Source organism: Saccharopolyspora elongata (genome assembly GCF_004348985.1).
Taxonomy (GTDB): Bacteria; Actinomycetota; Actinomycetes; order Mycobacteriales; family Pseudonocardiaceae; genus Saccharopolyspora; species Saccharopolyspora elongata.
In genome coordinates, this window is record NZ_SMKW01000121.1 from 1 (window position 1) to 18869 (window position 18869).

Genomic DNA, 18869 nt, shown 5'->3' on the forward strand with positions numbered 1-18869 from the left:
TTGATGTACTTCGTCAACGAGTGGACGACGAGATCGACCCCCAGCTCGAGCGGCCGGAAGAACGGCGGCGGGGTGAAGGTGGAATCGATCGAGACGAGCGCCCCCTGCGCGTGCGCGATCTCCGCGACAGCAGCGACATCAGCGACCTTGGTCGTCGGATTCGCGATCGCCTCGGTGTGAACCAGCCGGGTGTTCGGTCGCATCGCCGCACGAACCGCATCGAGGTCGCCCATGTCGACGAACGTGGCCTCGATCCCGTACTTCTCGGGAAGCAACTCGGCCATCAGACGCCACACGGCCTCGTACGTGACGTCCCCCAGCACCACGTGATCGCCGGTCTTCAGCAGCGAGAAGAACATGGCGTGCAACGCGGCCACACCCGTGGTGAAGACAGCGGCGTCTTCACCGCGTTCAAGAGCGGCCAGCTTCGTCTGAAGGCAGATCTGGTTGAACCCCGAGTTTCGCGTGTACGAAAGGGTTTCCGTGTCGGACCAATCCATTTCGGACGGATCATCCGGAAGCAAGTACGAGTTCGCCATCACGATCGGTGCACGAATCGCTCCGCCAGCGGAATCAGTCGTGTTCCCACCGTGCACAGCCTGGGTAGCGAACGCGAGGCTCGCCAGATCGCTCTTGTCCGGCCTGGGATTGTTGCGAACGTTCTCACTCATAAAAGATGACCTCGTCTCTCTGCTAAGCCGACACAGAACCAGGGCACCGCCAGACAAGGCCGGGGACCGAGCTTCCGGCCGAGCCCAGAAGGAGCCCGTCCAGCTCCCCTCGCCAAGCAGCGATCGCCGGCTCTGCCTTGCCGTCAAGCAAACCTCAGCGGCGTCAAAATTCGTTCAATGCACGACAGCCCGTCGCCAAGCCAGCGGGCCAGCACCTCTGTCCTGGGTCGAGCACTCAGTAGGCCGCACGCCCATGCGGCAGACCCGCGGAGCTCACGGAGTGGTATCCGCCGACGCCTCAGGACAAGCGCCAGCTTCCTCCTACCAGCGGCCGCCCACTTCACTCATCTTAGCACAATATTGCACTTCATGGTGCACTAGAATGCCCTATAGGATTGCGTTGCGCGGCAACAGTTCTCGAGTGTCAGGGTTGACTGATAGCGCTACTCAAGGTCGCACCATCAGACCTTCCCACGCCGAGACAGGGCGACCTCGCTTCCTGGGCGAACGTCAGGGCGCCAACAGACGAGAAGAGAACTGGGCCTCCGGACTGAACCCGGCAAGAGCTGCCTGCAACTCCTCACCAGCAGCGATCAAATCCGATTCCGACGTGACATCGAGCAGTCCATCAAGGATGAACAGGGCGCGAACCGTGCGATCTCCAATGTGAGTCCGTGTTGACTGGCGCCAGTTCCACCGCCGACATGTCACCCCGACGTCGTCCTTCCACACAACTTCGCCGGCCTTGGGGTGCTCGACGGCAGGCTGCCCTTCGGCCGCCGTCTCGAACTCCTCCTCACCAGTAGCCCGTACCAGCTGTGCAGGTCCGACGTACTTGTCGACATCCTCCCCGCCGAGCGGAAGCAGATGGGCGACCGAGATCGCGTTATAGGTGTCAGTGATCCGGTCAATCCGCGGCAGACCACCGTCAACCCGGCGGACCAGCGCCTCGACGCTGGACCGAGTGCGTTGCGGTTTCGCGCCGAACGCGCGATAGGCCTCACGCCACGCCGCAAGCTCGTCAAGCTCCTCAGGGCGGCGCCCATCGAGCTCATTGGCAACCTTCAGCTCAGCGTCAGCCAACAGTTGACCGCTCACAGCATCACTCTCGCCGGGAACGAGACCTTCCGCGAGCACGAGAAACGCCCTGTAGTCGGGCCGCAGCTGGAAGACGCTGCTCTCAACAGACGCAGAATTGAGCCACTCCACCCCACGAAGCTGGGCTTCCATCAGGCCCCTCCTCCTACGCCCGGCTGCAAGACCGTCATCGAGAAATGCACACCTTCACTTCCTGCACACGCGTACCCGTGCGATTGATCGCTGCGAAGAACGACCGAGTCACCCGCTGCGAGATGCTCCACGTTCGTGCCGACGTGGACCTCCAGTTGACCTTCGTGCACGAACAGCACTTCCCTCGTCCCCTGGGAATGAGGCTCACTGTCGTGCCGCTCCCCGGGAGCCATCACCCAGTCCCAGAGCTCAACGACCTGCGGCGGCTCAGTCGCCCCGACGAGGACTCCGCGGCCGCCGTTCGACCCCTGCCACAAGGTAGGCGCCTCTCCTGCCCGGTGAACGCGAACAGGAGTTGTCGCCACGTCTTCAACGAGATCGGACAACCCGACACCGAAGGCACTCGCGAGCCGGAGAAGAAGCCCGATACTGGGATTCGACTGCCCCTGCTCGATGAGCACGAGTGTCCGTCGCCCCACACCGGACCGCTCCGCAAGCCCATCAAGCGTCCAGTTTCGCTCGGAGCGCCACCGCCGGACGCGCCCGCCAATGACCTCAGCCACGGCATTCGCATCGACGACACGTCTGTCTGATTCGCCCATGGTGGCATCATACTGCACCAACAGTGCAGTCGAAGAGCCAGGACTATCGCCTCCACCTGCAGATCAACCGAGCAACACAAGTCGACCAGTGCATTAAGTTGCTTGTATAGTGCATCACACTGCCCTAGCATGAGCTCCTCGCGAAGGGAGCTGTTCAATGACGAAACAGGTCACTCCGGCCAGACCTCACGTACGCCTCGGGGCTCAACTACTTCAACGAAAGTCGGTCGACGCGATCATCGCCGACAACGAAGGCGTGGAACCGGGCCAGCAACTCCGCCGCACGCTGAACGTCTGGCACCTCACGATGATCAGCGTCGGCGCCGCACTCGGAACAGGGATCCTGGTAATCCTGAGCACAGCCGTCCCCATGGCCGGGCCCGCGGTGTGGATCGCCTTCGTCCTCGCCGGGGTAACCGCGTTCCTCTCTGCCCTGTCGTACGCCGAAATGGCTAGCCGTGTCCCTGTTTCTGGTTCGAGCTACTCCTACGCCTACGCAACGATGGGCGAAGGGATCGCGTGGGTGTGCGGGTGGTGCTTGGTGCTGGAGTACGCGGTTTCCGTCGCCGCGATCGCTGTCGGTGCCGGTCAGTACATCAACGAAGCGATCAGTGTTTTCGGCCTGAGCATCCCCGACGCTTGGATGCAGCCTCCGGACTCCGGAGGAATCGTCAACGTACCTGCTGCGGTGATCGTCCTGCTGGCCACGCTGCTGCTCATTCACGGGGCCAGGGAGAGCGCGTGGGTGAACACCCTCATGGTCCTCATCAAGGTCGGCATCCTCCTCTTCTTCACCGCAGTGGCTTTCACGGCGTTCAACGCGGGCAACTTCCAGCCCCTGGCCCCGATGGGCGTTGCCGGCATCTCCGCTGCCGCCTCGCAGCTGTTCTTCTCCTACATCGGTTTCGATGCGGCGTCCACCGCGGGCAATGAGGCGAAGAATCCACGTCGGGACCTGCCTCGAGCGATCATCGCTTCCATGATCATCGTGACGGTGCTGTACGTGCTCGTTGCGGTGGCTGCAGTCGGCGCACTGCCGTGGACGCAGTTCAGCGACTCAGAGTCGTCCCTCGTCACGATCCTGAGCGACATCACCCACCAACCATGGGTCGCGTTGCTCTTCTCGGTTGGTGCGGTCATCGCCATCGCGAGCGTGGTTCTGACCGTGCTGTACGGGCAGACCCGAATTCTGTTGACCATGTCCCGAGACGGTCTCGTACCGAAGCTCTTCGGTCGGGTCTCCCCTAGGACGGGCACACCGATCGCGAACACCCTCATCGTTGGCGTTGCCGTCGCGATGACCGCAGCGTTCGTTCCTCTCGGGCAACTGGCCGACGCGACAAGTATCGGCACGTTGTTCGCGTTTGCCCTCGTGAACATCTCGGTGATCTACCTTCGTCGCAACCGTCCAGACCTGCCGCACACCTACAAGGTGCCCCTGTACCCCATCACACCAGTACTCGGGTTCTTGTTCTGCGGATTTCTCGCGGTGACGCTCGGCTTGGAGACCTGGGTCGTGTTCGGAATGTGGATGGCCATCGGTGTGCTGCTCTACTTCGCGTACGGCAGAAGCCATTCCGTCGTCGCCTCCACCCGCCAGGTGGAGCACCGGAAGACTGCGACTGCCGAACCGGACGAAAACACCACCCAGGACCCCGTGTCACCCGGACACAGCTGAGTAATGAGAGGAAAGAGCATGTTCCATTTGCGTGCTGATTTGGTTGAGTCGATAGTCGCGCATGCTCGCCGTGACTATCCGCGAAAGGTGTGCGGTCAGCTCCTGGGGCTGGAGGGAGCCAGTCCTGAGCGTTACGTGCCGATGGCCAACGCCGACGACCCTGCGGTGCAGGCCTACAGCTGGCGGTTCGATCCGACGGAACAGCTCGAGGTGCACCGGCAGGCTCTTGCCCGCGGCGAAGTTTCTCTCGCGGCCGTTCACTCGCATTCACGTGTGCCGTTGCGGCCTATGACTGATTCCGGGCTTCCTGAGGCTTACCCCTCACCGAAGGACATAGAGTTCATGACCTTGCAACCCGACATTCATTTCGTGATCGTGGCGTTGAAAGGGCGTGATGACACCGAGCCGGAGGTGCGATCTTTCTGCCTCACCGAGGCCGGTGAGGTCGCCGAGGACACACTGCGGGTGGAGTGATGTTGCGACGAGCGCGGCTCCGGCAATGTCCCCTACCTGCGTGAAGACACGCGAAGTGCAGAGTCCTGCAGACTGGCATCGGCGGTTCAGGTGGCTGCGGTGAAACCCGGCAGGATGCTCAGCTGGGGAATGATGGTCAGAGTGCAGATGGTCATCGACAAGACGTTGCCGATGAACGGGTGGAAGTCCGGCGGCAGGCGTTTCGAGAGTTGAGCGGCCAGCGGTGGTCCTGCGATAGCTCCGAGAACAGCCCCGACGACGATGGCCTGCACGGTTGGGCCGTAAGTCAGCACGGTTGCCGGCGCGACGGACACGACCGGGACGAAGGTGGGATACGAGCCGGCTTCGACCCAACGACGGTGGTAGAGGAGAACGCCAAGCGTCGCGGTAAGCACCTGGGCCGTCAGCACAGCGGGCAACAGGCCGCTGCCGTACACCGGGGTCAACCGGTTGAGCACATAGGACAGTACGGTTCCGGCGATCAGTCCGATCGCAGCGATTTCGTTGCCGTGGAAGGGTGCTTCGGTGAAGTCGGCGAGAACGCGCCGGACCACCCAGCCCGGTCCATGCTGGGAAGGCGCGGTCGACGTGCCGGCTGGGGCGCTTTGCTGTCCGGTTGTCTCAGGTGTGTCCGGAGAGAAGTCGCCACCGGGTGGTTGCATCCACGGTAGGCGTCGGGCGAGCAGAAACGCGATCAGCGCTCCGCCCCACATACCGGTGACGCTTCCGGTCACAGCAGGCAGCCCAAGCGGATGACATACGAAGTTGACTGCGAGGAGGGCGATCGGCGTTGTCAGGGCTGCGCCGAGCACGGCACCAGTGACTGCCACCGACCAACCCGCGCCGTAGACGAGGACGATAGCTGGTGGAACGGAGACGAAAGGCACGAAGGTGGGCTGGGCCGTACCGGTAACGACCGATGTCCAGCCCCAGACAAGGTCCGACAGCAGCAGACCAAGGAGCGCAGAGCCCACGATCCAAGGCCACAAGCCTGTTCCGTAGCTGATGGGAAAACCTGCCCAACGCCGACCTCGTTTCCAGGCGCGGTGGGCGACCCAGCCGCCCAGGAGCATGCCCAGTCCACCGAGTTCGGTCTTGAAGAACTGCGCTTCGGCGGTCTCACCACCCAACCAACGAAGGAACTGCGGGATGCTGGAATAGGCCTCGGACAGCCAGCTTTCGTAGTTGGGCAGCAGCTGTGGCAAGGCGCTGGACACGCCGGTGAGCACGATGGCCAGTGTTGCGGTGATGGCGACCATGGCGAGCCCGGTTAGCCACCGCATGACCGCGGTCGATGACGTTGATATCACTGGATTCGGGAGGTTCTTAGTGGTGCGTGTCATGGGGGCCTTGTCAGCGCGGAAGTCTGTTGCCACCGCGGCGCCCGAGACGGGCGTCGAAGAGATCGGTGCGGCGGTCACGGGCGAGGTTCGTGATGTTCTTTCGGTCGGCACCGAGTACGTGGGCACAGGACCATGGCTGATCGTCCGGCATGAGTGCTTGCCTCGCGGTTCGATCGACCGCACGCAGTGCGATCTCCGATGTACCCAGCTCAGCTATGAACGGAGGTCAGCGGACCTGCTGTGAGCACCCCGGCCTCGGCTGTTCAGCTAGACCGGGGTGCTTGCGCTCATTCACCATCCGCAGCATTCGAGTGAGCGAGACGCATCGCGTGTGCCTCCTCGACAGAGTCAGTCGCCGGCGCCGATCCCGGCAGCGCTTGTCGCGCAGACTCCTTGAGGGTTGCGACAACGATGACGCCGACGACGGACATCGCGATGAGGTAGTACGCCGCGAACATGTGGTGACCGCTCCACCGAATGAGCGACTCGATGAACAGCGGCGCGGTGCCGCCGAAGACGGCGACGCTGATGTTGTACGACATGCCAAGGCCGCCGTACCGGTGACTCGTCGGAAAGAGCGCCGGGAAGGTCGAGGCGAGCGCACCCATGTACAGCGCGACAGGGATGCCCACCATCGCGAGTCCCACCACGACGAGCCCGGTCTTCCCCGTGTTGAGGAGCAGGAAGGCCGGCGCACTCAGTACAACGACCCAGCCCGACGCAAGCCAGAGCACAGGCTTGCGCCCGATCCGATCCGAGAGCATTCCCACGAAGGGCATAGAGCATGCCATGGCGATGAGCAGCGGGACGCTCACGAGGTTGCTCGAGACGGAGTCGAAGCCTTGAACATCGGATAGGTACGTGGGCATGTACGACGTGAAGGCGTAACCGACGGTGTTCGCAGCAGCGACGAGACCGAGCACCTGGAGCATCTGCCGCCAGTACCGCCGAACAAGGCCGACCGGCCCCAGCGCATGTGTCAGTACCTCGGTTCCTGACGCCCTGCGCGCCTTGAGCTGCTCGAAGTGAGGAGTTTCCCCAACACGCAGACGGAAGTAGATCGCGATGAGCCCGAGGGGCGCAGCGACCAGGAAGGGAATCCGCCACAGACCATCCACCATTGTCTGCTGGCCGAACACCACCTGGAGGACGGTGACGAACACCGCGCCGAGGGTGAAGCCGAGGTAACTGCCCGCATCGAGGAATGCCGTGTAGAAACCACGCTTGCGGTCGGGTGCGCTCTCACTCACGAATGTGATCGCACCGGTGAGCTCGCCGCCAGCGGAGAAACCCTGCACGACCTTCAGGACGATGAGGAGGAGAGCAGCCCAGATGCCGATCGCGTCGTAAGCCGGCAGGGTGCCGATGAGGAAGGTCGCAGCGACGACGAGCGCAAGCGTCGTGAAGAGCACCCGCTGGCGTCCAACACGATCACCGAGCCAGCCGAAGAACATTCCGCCCAACGGCCTGAACAGATAAGTGCTCGCGAAGGTCCCGAGCATGAAGAGCACCTGCGCCCCGGAATCCGCCTCGGGGAGGAACACAGGACCCATCGTGACGATGAGGTAGCCGAAAACGCCGACGTCGTACCATTCCATGAGATTGCCGACGAAGGCACCACGGACAGCGCGGTGCAGGCGCGCCCGGTCGATGACGAGAACCGCACCGGTATCGGGCGCGGTAGGGCTGCTGGCTCTCGATGCACCCGACGAGCCAATAGGAATGGACATGAAGACTCCTTTGTCTGTGTCCTTAGGACCGCTCGCGCGGGTTCGTCAGCCGAAAACGGCGGTGTAATAGGTGAGGTACGCGGCGAGGTTCGATGTGAGATCGCGGTGGTCCGTGAGCGGATTGACCTCGGTCACGGCGAAGGCGTCGATGTGGGGTGCGAGTGCTCGTACTGCGTCGATGGCCTGCCTGGACGTCAGGCCACCAGGCTCATGGGCACCGGCCCCGGGAGCATGGGCCGGGTCGATCGCATCGATGTCGAAGCTCAACACGATGTGATCGGCGCCCCGGACGTGATCGAGTACCCGCTCAACCGCGGTTTCGACCCCGATCCGGTGGAACTCACCGGCGGTGATCTGCGCCGGGCCGAGTTTGTGCACGGCCGCACGTGAACTGGGGTAGTTGAAATGCCGCAGCCCAATCTGGATCGCGTGTTCCCGGTCAACGCGCTCGAGCTCAAGCCCACGTCGCATCCCGCTCGAGTGGCTCCACGAACCCTGCCGCTCGTTGTGGTCCATGATGTCGAGATGGGCATCGAAGTGAATGACTCCCAGTCGTCCCGACGTCGCCCTGTGCACGCCATCGATGAGGGCGTAGAGGACGCTGTCGTCCCCGCCGAGGACGAGCGGAACCGCACCGACGCGGACGGAATCGGCGATCTGGTCCGCTGAACGATCGAGTGTGGTCTGGACATCGTGCGGCACGACCGAGACGTCGCCGGCATCCTCGATCTTCGGCGCCGGGTGAAGCTCTCCGGTGTCGAGCGAGTAGACCTCGCCATTCTCCGCACGCATCGTCATCCAGGCGAGTTGCTCTCGAATCCGCGCAGGGGCGTACCGCGATCCCGGCCATCCGAGAGTTGCTGCCCCATCGAACGGAATGCCGATGAGCTCGTACCGCCGTCGTTCCCGCGCTGCCATGCGCCCGCCTCTCGCTTCAAATCACACCGAACTCTCTGTTCGGTGCCCAACATCTTGCGGAACGCATACAGGTGTGTCATACACTATTTCGGCGATATCGATGAGTTCGGATCGACAGATCAGTGATCGAAACCGGGAGTCGGGTTGAGCGTCACCGTCGGCGATCTGCTCGGCGTGGCCGAGCTCAAACTGCGCTGCATCGCAGGCGCGGCCGGCCTGTCGAACGTCGTGCGCTGGGTCCACGTCTCGGAGGTCGAGGACCCCACCCCTTGGCTGTCTGGCGGCGAATTCCTGCTCACGACGTTGTTCGTTCGTCGGCCAGATGCCGACCCCGAGCGCATCTTCGACGCATTCGCGAGGACCGGTGTCGCCGGTATCGGATGCGGGGTCAATGATCAGCATCCACATGTCCCCGATCGATGGGCAGAGCTCGCCGAAGCTCGAGGTATCCCGCTCCTCATAGTGCCCCTGAAAACGCCGTACATCGCCATCACGGAGTACGTCGCACGCGCCCGGATCGAAGCCGAGCATCGACGTCTGCGCACACTCATGGTCGCCGAGACGGCACTCGCCGATCTCAGCCTCACTGAGGACACTTGCGAGCCACTCGTCCAGGAGCTCGCCCGGCGGCTGCGCTGCGGCGCGGCGGTCGTCGATCGGTCACACACCACCCTCGCCGCCGCCGGCCCCGGAGCAGCGAATTTTGCCAACGAGTTCGCCGAAACGTTCGTGCGTTTCCGATCTGGCTCCGACCCCGCTTCGGGCAGCATCCGTGAGTCAGATAGAGACGTGGTCGTAAACCGCGGCCCAGGCGCCAACGCTCCAACACTCCTCGTCGTACGGAAAACCCGCTTCGACGACCAGGAGCGGCTACTCCTGGCTAGCACAGCGTCGCTCCTCGCCCTCCAGCTGTCGAGAAGCCAGGTTCTCCGCGAGCCCGAAAGGCGCCTCCGCAATGCTTCGTTGCAGGCGATCATCGATCCAGGTACCTCGGAAGACACGCGTCGTCTCCTGCTTGCCGCGCTCGGGATCGAGCAGTCGGACAACCTTCGCGTTGTTCTGGCCAAGGTCGACGCGCCGCCCAGCCCGGCCGAAGTCGAGACGTTTGAGCAGTGTTCTCACGACGCCGGGTGGTCGGCAAGGGCCTGGTCGACAGACGACACCATCGGCGCGCTCTTAGTACGACACCCTGAGACAGCCCCGACGACGCGCGACGAACCAGCGGCACTCTCTGCTGCACTTCACGCCTGGCTTGAATCGTGCGAATCCTCGACTGTAACCACTCGCATCGGTATCTCCCACACTGCCCGTTCGTTTCAAGTCCTGGCCCTACACGACGAGGCGACTGGCCTGGCCACGCTCGCCACGCGACTGCGTCGGAAAGTCGTCGCTGCCGGTGACCTCCCACTCGAAAACGTCATTCCTGCAGCACTTCCGCCCGAGACAATTCGGTACCTCCGCGCCTCGACATGGGATCGCTTGACCGACATTGCCCTCAAACACGCTCTCGAGGCCTACCTCGACGCCAACGGCGTCGTGGACATCGCTGCCCGCGCGCTCGCCGTACACCGCCAGACCCTTCGGCGACGGGTGCACAACGTGGGTGAACTACTCGGGCTCGATCTCGACTCAGCGACCGTGCGCGCGCTCCTGGTGGTCTCGAGGGACGTTCACCAGCTGCGATAGCTGACCGCATGAATCGCACGGTGATCACAGCACCGCGACCGGTTCAGCAGCAGGTGAAACTGACAGAGCCGGACTGCGACAACAGCGGCACCCGGCTGTATCACGGCTCGACACCGCACCGCTGTTTCTGCCGTCCCAGTGGCTCTGATCGAGCACTCAGCTGATGCTGATCAGGCCAGATTGTCGTCAGTATGACGCCCGGCGTGGGCGCCCAGGACCATCCGCGGACTGCTCGAGGGATGCGACAGCACTCGCTGCCAGAGGCTGGCGGCAGTTCGAGTTGACCTCTTGACTTCGGACCACGAGCGACTCAGACTCAGATCTGTGATCACAGATCTGAGATCTGGAGCATCACGTGATCACAGGTAACCACGCTTCAGCTCCGTCACATCCCGCGTTCTAAGCCTGAGGAGCCTTTCTTGAAGTACCTGATCGATGAGGTCGACCCCGAGCGGACCTTCCTCAATGCGCCGTACCAACCGGATGCGACGCAGGTAGACACCCCGTACGCGTTCATCGGGCTGCCCTTCGGCCCGCCGTATCACGCGACCGACCTGACACTGTGCGCAGGCGGGGCCGACGAGGTGCGAAAGGAGTCATACCGCCAGGCCTACGCGCTGAACTGGGACCATTACGACTTCGACTACGGCGATGTCCTGTTCCCCGGCGACACTCCCACGGTCACCGACCTCGGCACGCTGCCGTCGGACTTCCGCAACCCGGACGCGGTGTGGGACGACGGCATCGACTTGTTCACCACGTTGATCTCCCGCGGTACCGTCCCGCTCGTCGTCGGCGCGTTTGACTCGATCCCGCCGATCATCGGCGGCGCGTTCACAGCCGAGAAGATCAACGTCTTGCAGATCGATTCCCACTTGGACTTCCGCCACGAGCGCTACGGCGTGACTCGCGGGTTCTCCAGCCCGATGCGTCGGCTGCGCGAGTACCCGTGGGTCAACGACATCGTCCAGGTCGGCCTGCGGGGTGCGGGTAGTGCTCGTGCGCAGGACATCAAGGACGCTCTCGACTCCGGAAACCGGTTGATCACCGCCTGGGATGTGCATGAGCATGGCGCGCAGAAGGTTCTCGACTCACTCACCAGCGACGGCCGTTGGCTGATCACGATCGACTGCGACGGCCTCGACACCTCTATCGCTCCGGCGATCGGCGCCCGCGAGCCAGGCGGACTCACCTTCCACGAAGCGCGCACGCTGGTATCCGGTCTCGCCCGCCGCAACAAGGTTGCCGCGTTGGTATTCACGGAGTACCAACCGGCGCTCGACATCCAGTCGATCACCGCGCACACGATCCTCCGTTTGATGATCAACGTCATCGGCACGCAGCGGTCGCCCAAGGCTGAAGTACCCTTTACCAGCAGCAGCCGAGGGACTCCCGAGAGCACCAGAAGGTAGCGATGCACGTTGAGGTCTGGCGGCCCGCCGCGGAGACGAACGCGGCCGTCGCCCTCACCATGTGCGGCGGCAACAGCACTCTCCTCGGACAGACCAGGCCCGGAGTAGCGGCGCGTCCCGGACAGCACCGGCAGCAAGGCGACATCTAATGATGAACAGCACTGACAGCACAGCGCCGAAAGGCCACGCAGACACCGCTCACTCCGCGGCTGAGCCGCACGATCCCCTTGCCCAACTGGAGGCGATCGAGGTCCGGCCGGCAGGCCAGGAGGTCTACGAAGCGCTCAGACGCGAAATTATCCGCGGCCTGCCGCCCGGAACCGTGCTTCGCCTGGCACCACTCGCCGAGCGATTCCAGATCAGCACGATGCCGGTCCGCTCGGCCATCGCACGACTCGAGTCCGAGGGGCTGGTCGCACAACGCCCGCGACGCGGCGCGATCGTCACCGATCTCACCGTCGACGACTTCAGCGAGATCTACGACATCCGCATCGCTCTGGAAGGCGTCGCCGTCCGACGTGGATGTGTCAATCTCACTGACGAAGACCTCGTGAGGATGCGCCAGCATCACCGTCAGTTGGCTTCGATCAAGCTCAACGACGAGGAGGACATCGACCGTTACCTGTCCGGCGAATGGCAATTGCACGATGTGTGCTACGAGGCCGCCGGGCGTCCACGGCTCATGCAGCTGATCCGTATGTATCGGCGTCACGCCGAACGGTATTTTCGGCGGTACCTGGGTACACGCCTCAACATCGAGGCAGATGTGGAGAACCAGGGAACGCTTCTAGCAGCATGCGAGGCGCGCAACCCTGACCGCGCCGAGTCCGCCCTGCGGGCGCTGTTCGACTACACAACCGAACGGCTAGCGCCTGAACTTGCTGCCGGTACTTCCCCGAAAACGGGGCCGAGCACCACATAACGTCGCGAAGACGGGCGCACCACACAACAAGCACTGCGCCGACTACAAAACGCTACCGCCGTGCCATCCCGGCTGATGGATGGAACCCGCGATCACTGCAGTCTAAGCAGCGATGCTAGTCCACACCCTGCTAAACCCCACGCTAGCCGCCTACGAGCGACTCGCGTGGAGCGCCGTCAGCAGTTGACCTTGGCCGAACGCCGAAGCAGAGCAACGTCCATCTCTGCCCTGTGAGCACCTCTGCTCGCAATTACTTTCGACCCCGACAAAGGAGTCGGCAATGTTCGACAAGATCGTCATCATAATCTACTTCGCCCTCATGCTCGGCGCCGGCTATGTGGGTAGTCGGCGGAACCGGAACTCGGATGACTTCACTGTCGCCGGGCGAAGACTCGGACCGTTCATGTACACCTCTGCCATGAGTACCGTCGTGCTCGGCGGTGCTGCGACCGTCGGGGGCGTCAGTCTCGGCTACCAGCACGGCATCTCCGGCATGGCACTGGTCTTGATGCTCTCGCTCGGCATCGCGATGATCGGCGTGCTGTTCGCCGGGACGGTGCATCGCAATGGAGTGCGTACTGTCCCCGAAGCACTCGAACGGACGTTTGGGCGCACGTCCGGGTTGCTCGGATCAGTAATCGTGATTTTCTATACCCTTTTCGTCGGCGTCGCGCAGATCATCGCGATCGGCACTGTGCTGACCGTCGTGTTCGACATGCCAAGAGCCCTGGCGGCAGCGGTGGGCTGGGCCGTGATCACGCTGTACAGCGTCGCAGGCGGCATGTGGTCGATCACCATGACCGATGTCATCCAGTTTCTGATCAAGACAGTGGGAATCTTTGCGCTGCTGCTGCCCATGGCGATCGCCGAAGCAGATGGACTCGGCTCCCTGCAAGAAAAGCTCCCCGCGACCTACTTTGACCCGGTCGGCATCGGAGTCAGCACCATTGCTGCCTATTTCTTGCTTTTCTTCTTCGGTTTCCTGATCGACCAAGGAAACTGGCAGCGCCTCGCCACCGCACGGTCGGAACGTGTTGCCCGGTGGGGAGCCCTTGTCTCCGGGGTGTACTGCGCGTTGTACGGATTGGCCGGCGCACTCATCGGTACGGCGGCCAAGGCGCTTCTGCCTACACTATCTACCGCGGACGACGCATACGCCTCGGTCGCTTCTCTTGTACTGCCCGCCGGGGTGTTCGGTGTTGTCATTGCTGCTGCTCTGGCAGCGTCGATGTCGACGGCCAGCGGTCTGCTGATCGGGTCATCGACCGTTCTCACCGGAGACGTCTTGCGTCCGAAATACGGGGAGCGCATGAACTCGCTGCGAGCCAACCGGATCGCGCTCCTGGCAGTGTGCGTGGCTGCGCTGGCCATCGCGCTCGCGATGGATTCCGTCGTCGGTGCGGTCACAGTTGCCACAGACCTGCTCGCCGCGGGGTTATTCATCCCCATCACGTTCGGGCTGCTGTGGCGCCGCTCGACCGCGTTCGCTGCCGTGGCCTCCATTGTCGCTGGCTCTGTGGTGTGCATTGTCTTCATGATCCTAGACGGCTTGTACGCGAATGAACCCGTCATGTTCGGGATGCTCGCCAGCCTTGTCGCCTTCGCCGTGGCTTCCCTGGTCAGGAGGAAGGAACATTCCGCGCCCGAACGCACCTTGAAAGACGTCCCAGCCGTCCCATCGTGAAAGGCTTAACAGCCGCGCACGGCCCCTACCGATGTCAATAGGAATGTGAACCGCTACCACATGGCTATGACCAGTCCCGCATGGCTACTGCGCGGTACCGCACCTCAGTGGTTCACCGCGCCGCCTCAGCCGACGGACTCTGTCCTGGTCCCGCGTACCCGAGTGCCGATGCGGAGTACAGCACCTCGAGGATTCCTGTAATCGGTCCGACCACCGCGGGGCTGTTCTGCCCCTTGCGCTGCCCCCGCGCGACTGGCAGAACAGCCCCGCGGTTGCCCATCTGCCCAGTCTTAGCCAGCTCGCGGAGGCTTTCAATCGTCGCTCTAGGTTTCGCCTAGTCGGCCAGGAGATCGATGGGCCCCCGCCGCAGCCCAGATAGCCAGCAGGATCCAATCGACCGAACTGCTTGCCGACATCCTTTCCGCCGCGCCCCAGCCACCGACTGGTCGGGTCGGATCCGACCGTGGACGTGCTCCGATTGGGTCGGCATCGGAGCATATGAAGAGAACGAGCGCAGTCATCGGTGCCGCTGAGGATGCGGCCGACATGCGCTGCAGAATGAGCGTGGAGGCCCTCAAGACGGACGCGGCGTCGCGCAGTTCTGCGCAAACGCAGTGGCGCGCCGTCGTAGCCGCCCGACTGCCCAGCCAGCACTGGCCAGAACGAACAGTGCTCATCACGGCGGTCGATGCCCATACCGGCGAACCGGTCGTCTTCGACCGCCACAGCTGAGTCGACCTGGCGGACGCCATCGCCACCCGCTGTGCCAATGGCTTCGGTGTCCCTCCCCACGGTATCGGCGACAACCGATACATCGACGGCGGCTACCGACGCAACGAGAACGCCGCTCTGGCAGCCGGATACGAGCGGGTGCTGGTGCTGTCACCACTTGGCGGCAGAACACGGACGCCGTTGGGGTGGGGCATGCGTGCATCTTGCAGCACAGGCCGACGAACTACGCGCACGCAGCAGCAGAGTCGAAACGATCTTCCCGGACCGCAACTCCGAGCACATGTTCGGCGCCAATGCGATGGATCTGTCGCTGCCCGCTGCTCGAGCTGATTACAACTAAGGCAGAGCCCTTGCGGAGCAGCTCACCGAATTCTGGCGCTGACGCCCACGAAACCAGTCGACTCGGTAGGCGTGACGACACCTGCTCATGCTCGGATGGCCGACGGGCGCGACGCGCCACGCTACCTTCGTGCGCCCTGAACTGGGCTCGTTCTGCCGTCTTGACGAACTCGGCCTGCAGGTCGTGGGTCAACGGATCGAGCCCGGTCGTGCGGTAATGGCCTGCCGGATCGTCGAGACCGACGAGTTCGCCAGGGGAGTCGCCGCTGCGGATGCCCTGGCCGCTGGCGCACGAGCCGCTGGGGTGGCGCCCAACGACGTTGCTGATCGCGAACCGCCCCTATCTCTGCACCAGCTGTGAGCATGTATGGCGCCAAGACACCAGCCGGGCAGCCGAGCCGCACGCGAAGCTGTCGCGTCGCGCGCTGCGATGGGCGGGCTTCATCATGAACAACAGGGGTCACACATCGTTGCCACCTGGTTAAACAACAAGCTAAGGACTTGTAACAGAACTGATCTTGGTGGCACGGTGGCAGTAGGTGATCTTGCTGTCGCCGTCCTTGGCAAAACCGGTGTCATCGACCACATACGCCTCCGGGTCGATCGTCTCGGAGGCCCACCTCGCCACGTTGGCGCGCACCTGCCCGTGTTCCCACGTCGACGAGGTGATGAACTGCTGCAACCCCTGATGATCCACGCCCAGCCGCTCGGCCATCGGCTGCATCGACTTCCGCGCGCGCCCTCGGTCAACAACCCACGCACGTACAACTCACCCTTGGCCCGCTGATCCGACCGCGGCAGCCCCTTCAGCATCTGCGCCGCGAACTCCACCAGCCGGGGACGCATCCGCTCGATCTCATCCGGAGTCACCACCAAAGTCAATCACCATCCACTGGATGATCGAAACGACACGCCGAGACATAACAAAGCACTATTAGTACGACGACGACAGGTTGTGATGTTGATGTCTCTTGTGGTGACTGGCCCGGGCACGGGCCTGGCTCGCCAATCGCCACCTTGACCAATGCAGGACATGTTCGATCGTGTGCGCAACGCGGACCACGACCCGATTCCACAAACGACGAACCTCGTTGACCGACAACGGCTTTACTCCCGACCATCGTCGGAGGCAGAGCCGCTTTTCAGGGATCTGCCGTGTGATCACCAGGAATGCCAGCGCCGTCATCGACAGCGTGATATGCCGGTACCACGCCTGATAGCTCCGTACCTGGTAGTGGTCGAGTCCGGTCTCGTTCTTCGCTGTTTGGAAGCATTCCTCTATCGCCCACCGGCTCCCTGCGACGCGCACCAACTCGGCCAGGCTCGTGGGAGCAGGGCCAAAGCACACGTAGTAGGCGATGTCGGCGGGATCGGTGACCGAGCGACGCGCCAGCAGCCAGTGTCCCCAGCCCTGCCGGCGCAGCGGCCGGATCTCCACCGCGGCCCATTCCGACACCCGCGGCCCGCGCACCCCGTCACCGCAGCTGAGCCGATGCCAGGATGACTCGGCAAGCTCGGCGATCACCCGGTGGACTCGAACCTTGGCCAGCTCCATCGACACCACCATCGCGGACTTGGGCACCGCGACCACATGCGGGATATCGACAGTTTCCAGCCACAGGCGGAATTTAGTGTCCTGCCCGTAGAGTTCGTCCGCGGTCACCCAGCCGAATGGGACATCCGCCTCACGCGCGTTCGATCATCCGGCGGGCCAACACCTGCTTGGTCGCAAACCCCACCTCGTCACCGATCCCTGCCGCACGACACCGTTCACGGCCACCGGTCCAGTCCTTCGGCAGATACAGCTCGCGATCGATCAAAGCGCGCCCCCTGGGAGAGGCGTAAGCGAGGAACACGCCGATCTGTGAGTTCTCGATCGCCCTGCCGTGCCGGAGTACTGCCGGCCGACTCCAGCGGATTTGGTGCCCTTCTTCAAAAACCCGGTTTCATCAACAATGAGCACGCCCTGATCGGTATCACCGATGCGCTCGACCACAGCGGAACGAACATCATCACGCAGGCCGTCGGTGTCCCAGGCATAGAAGTTCAGCAGCCGCTGCATACCCTCCGGCCCGGCATCACCTGCGGCTTCAGCCAGCGTCCACCCGTTCTTCCGCTCGACCTCGCTCAGCAAACCCCTGACGTACCAACGCATCCGCCGACGCGACTCCACCCGAGGAAACCGCCCGGCGAACCGACCCAGAAACGCCTCAAAGCTCGCCGACCACTCAGCCACCATCTCCGCCAACACAGCAAGATCAACTACCAGAACCCATCCAAGATTACAACCTGTCGTTGTCGTATTAGAGCGTGTCTCATTTCGCGAGTTTCTTGTAGCAGGTGAGGGCGGCGGCGAGGGTGAGGAAGGCGCAGAAGTGGTTGGCGTAGCGCTCGTAGCGGATGGTCAATCGTCGGTAGCCGAACAGCCAGGCGATGCATCGTTCGATGACCCAGCGGTGTTTGCCGAGCTTCTCGCTGGATTCGATGCCCTTGCGGGCGATTCGCACGGTGATTCTCTGTCTGCGTACCCAGTCTCGGAGTGCGGCCTGGTCGTAGGCTTTGTCCGCGTGGAGCTTGTCCGGCTTGCGCCGGCGGGGCCCACGCCGGGACTTCACCGCGGGGATCGCCAGAACGAGTGGTTTGAGGGCGTGTGCATCGTTGGTGTTCGCGGCCGAAATCGCAACCGCCAGCGGCAGTCCCGCCCGGTCGGACAGTGCGTGGATCTTCGAACCGGGTTTCCCGCGGTCCACGGGGCTAGGGCCGGTCAGAGGTCCCCTTTTCTGGCCCTGACGGAAGCTCCGTCGAGGACTGCGCGGGACCAGTCGATCATTCCCCGGCTGCCGAGCTCATCGAGTACTGCGCGATGCAACCTGCGCCATAACCCCGCTTCCGTCCACTCCATGAAGCGGCGATGCGCGGTAGGCACCTTCACGCCGAAGCTGGGCGGCAGGTGTCGCCACGCACACCCACTGGTCAGCACGAACACGATCGCGGTGAACACCGCACGATCGTCCACACGAGACCGCCCACCTCCTTGCGGACGGACCTGATGTGCCGGGACCAACGGCTCGGCCAGTGCCCACAGCTCATCAGGCACCAACCTCCGCGACAGCTCATCAACCACGACCAAGATCATGCACGCAAACCCGACCAAGATCCAAATGAGACACGCCCTTAGCCTGGATGCACCGATGAGGGTGGTGTCGATCTTTGGGCGGGTTGGTCGGAGTTGTTGATCTTGCTGTCTGGGGCGGGGCGTGCGTTGCCCGCTGGTCTTCCCAGCCTGTTCCACTGTTCAAGGTCTCCGGTCGGGCCCGTGTGGGCGATTGTTGGTGCTGGTCAGGCTGCTGTTGGCGGTGATGAGGCGGCGGTGTGCAGGGTGGTGAAGTGCTGGGCCCAGGGCCAGTGGGCGGGCAGGTGTAGGACGGGTTTGCCTTGAGGGCGGGCC

At 63.3% G+C, this 18869-nt stretch carries 17 protein-coding genes and 3 pseudogenes; 11 read left to right on the forward strand and 9 right to left on the reverse strand.

Going from position 1 to position 18869, the window contains the following annotated elements; translation table 11 throughout:
* From E1288_RS42950 to E1288_RS42960, 3 genes are all read right to left on the reverse strand, one after another.
* Nucleotides 1–671 (reverse strand): aminotransferase class V-fold PLP-dependent enzyme (locus E1288_RS42950; protein WP_132494646.1); only part of this gene is annotated, 671 nt, incomplete at its 3' end.
* 510 nt (nucleotides 672–1181) lie between these two features.
* Nucleotides 1182–1901 (reverse strand): B3/B4 domain-containing protein, encoded by a 720-nt coding sequence (locus tag E1288_RS42955; RefSeq protein ID WP_132494624.1) that lies wholly within the window; start codon nucleotides 1899–1901, stop codon nucleotides 1182–1184.
* On the reverse strand, nucleotides 1901–2503 hold the full coding sequence (locus E1288_RS42960; RefSeq protein ID WP_132494626.1) for a helix-turn-helix domain-containing protein: 603 nt from the start codon (nucleotides 2501–2503) through the stop codon (nucleotides 1901–1903). The genes E1288_RS42955 and E1288_RS42960 overlap by 1 nt, the downstream gene beginning before the upstream one ends.
* A gap of 157 nt (nucleotides 2504–2660) precedes the next feature.
* Here E1288_RS42960 and E1288_RS42965 point away from each other — a divergent pair, with 157 nt between their 5' ends.
* The gene (locus tag E1288_RS42965; protein ID WP_132494628.1) at nucleotides 2661–4181 is read left to right on the forward strand and encodes an amino acid permease; all 1521 of its coding nucleotides are present in this window, start codon (nucleotides 2661–2663) and stop codon (nucleotides 4179–4181) included.
* An 18-nt stretch (nucleotides 4182–4199) separates the two neighbouring features.
* Nucleotides 4200–4655 carry a Mov34/MPN/PAD-1 family protein gene (locus E1288_RS42970; RefSeq protein WP_235884214.1) on the forward strand — a complete coding sequence of 152 codons (456 nt, stop codon included), beginning with the start codon at nucleotides 4200–4202 and terminating at the stop codon, nucleotides 4653–4655.
* A gap of 86 nt (nucleotides 4656–4741) precedes the next feature.
* Here E1288_RS42970 and E1288_RS42975 read toward each other — a convergent pair whose 3' ends face one another.
* On the reverse strand, nucleotides 4742–5914 hold the full coding sequence (locus E1288_RS42975) for a hypothetical protein (RefSeq protein WP_235884215.1): 1173 nt from the start codon (nucleotides 5912–5914) through the stop codon (nucleotides 4742–4744).
* Between E1288_RS42975 and E1288_RS47600 the strand changes: the two genes are divergently transcribed.
* The gene (locus E1288_RS47600; protein WP_165968568.1) at nucleotides 5904–6242 is read left to right on the forward strand and encodes a hypothetical protein; all 339 of its coding nucleotides are present in this window, start codon (nucleotides 5904–5906) and stop codon (nucleotides 6240–6242) included. The genes E1288_RS42975 and E1288_RS47600 overlap by 11 nt on opposite strands.
* 43 nt (nucleotides 6243–6285) lie before the next feature.
* Here the strand turns inward: E1288_RS47600 and E1288_RS42980 are convergent, their stop codons facing one another.
* Nucleotides 6286–7728: an MFS transporter gene (locus tag E1288_RS42980; protein WP_132494632.1), complete on the reverse strand. Its 1443-nt coding sequence runs from the start codon at nucleotides 7726–7728 to the stop codon at nucleotides 6286–6288.
* Nucleotides 7729–7773: 45 nt separating this feature from the next.
* Nucleotides 7774–8646 carry an arginase family protein gene (locus tag E1288_RS42985; protein WP_132494634.1) on the reverse strand — a complete coding sequence of 291 codons (873 nt, stop codon included), beginning with the start codon at nucleotides 8644–8646 and terminating at the stop codon, nucleotides 7774–7776.
* A 144-nt stretch (nucleotides 8647–8790) separates the two neighbouring features.
* On the opposite strand from E1288_RS42985, the gene E1288_RS42990 reads away from it, so the two are divergent.
* From E1288_RS42990 to E1288_RS43015, 8 genes and pseudogenes are all read left to right on the forward strand, one after another.
* Nucleotides 8791–10332: a PucR family transcriptional regulator gene (locus E1288_RS42990; protein WP_132494636.1), complete on the forward strand. Its 1542-nt coding sequence runs from the start codon at nucleotides 8791–8793 to the stop codon at nucleotides 10330–10332.
* Between the two features lie 419 nt (nucleotides 10333–10751).
* On the forward strand, nucleotides 10752–11744 hold the full coding sequence (locus E1288_RS42995) for an arginase family protein (RefSeq protein WP_165968569.1): 993 nt from the start codon (nucleotides 10752–10754) through the stop codon (nucleotides 11742–11744).
* A gap of 2 nt (nucleotides 11745–11746) precedes the next feature.
* Nucleotides 11747–11893, forward strand: coding sequence for a hypothetical protein (locus E1288_RS47605; protein WP_165968570.1), 147 nt, complete (start codon nucleotides 11747–11749; stop codon nucleotides 11891–11893).
* Nucleotides 11894–11895: 2 nt separating this feature from the next.
* Nucleotides 11896–12666, forward strand: coding sequence for a GntR family transcriptional regulator (locus tag E1288_RS43000; RefSeq protein ID WP_165968571.1), 771 nt, complete (start codon nucleotides 11896–11898; stop codon nucleotides 12664–12666).
* 280 nt (nucleotides 12667–12946) lie between these two features.
* Nucleotides 12947–14350 (forward strand): sodium:solute symporter family transporter, encoded by a 1404-nt coding sequence (locus tag E1288_RS43005; protein WP_132494642.1) that lies wholly within the window; start codon nucleotides 12947–12949, stop codon nucleotides 14348–14350.
* A gap of 558 nt (nucleotides 14351–14908) precedes the next feature.
* Complete coding sequence (locus tag E1288_RS48375) at nucleotides 14909–15082, forward strand: hypothetical protein (protein WP_207954881.1); 174 nt, start codon at nucleotides 14909–14911, stop codon at nucleotides 15080–15082.
* Nucleotides 15083–15278: 196 nt separating this feature from the next.
* Nucleotides 15279–15422: a hypothetical protein gene (locus tag E1288_RS48380; protein ID WP_207954882.1), complete on the forward strand. Its 144-nt coding sequence runs from the start codon at nucleotides 15279–15281 to the stop codon at nucleotides 15420–15422.
* An 87-nt stretch (nucleotides 15423–15509) separates the two neighbouring features.
* Nucleotides 15510–15858 (forward strand): annotated as a pseudogene (locus tag E1288_RS43015) (ISL3 family transposase); the annotation flags it as partial.
* Nucleotides 15859–15974: 116 nt separating this feature from the next.
* Here E1288_RS43015 and E1288_RS50755 read toward each other — a convergent pair.
* The 3 genes and pseudogenes from E1288_RS50755 to E1288_RS43030 form a co-directional block, all read right to left on the reverse strand.
* Nucleotides 15975–16291 (reverse strand): annotated as a pseudogene (locus E1288_RS50755) (transposase); the annotation flags it as partial.
* Between the two features lie 280 nt (nucleotides 16292–16571).
* A pseudogene (locus E1288_RS43025) lies at nucleotides 16572–17660 on the reverse strand (IS701 family transposase); the annotation flags it as partial.
* Between the two features lie 76 nt (nucleotides 17661–17736).
* Nucleotides 17737–18557 (reverse strand): IS5 family transposase gene (locus tag E1288_RS43030; protein WP_235884216.1). Its coding sequence is split into 2 segments (ribosomal slippage): nucleotides 17737–18197 and nucleotides 18197–18557, totalling 822 coding nucleotides; the frame shifts between segments, so codons are not numbered across the junction.
* Nucleotides 18558–18869: the final 312 nt, after the last annotated feature.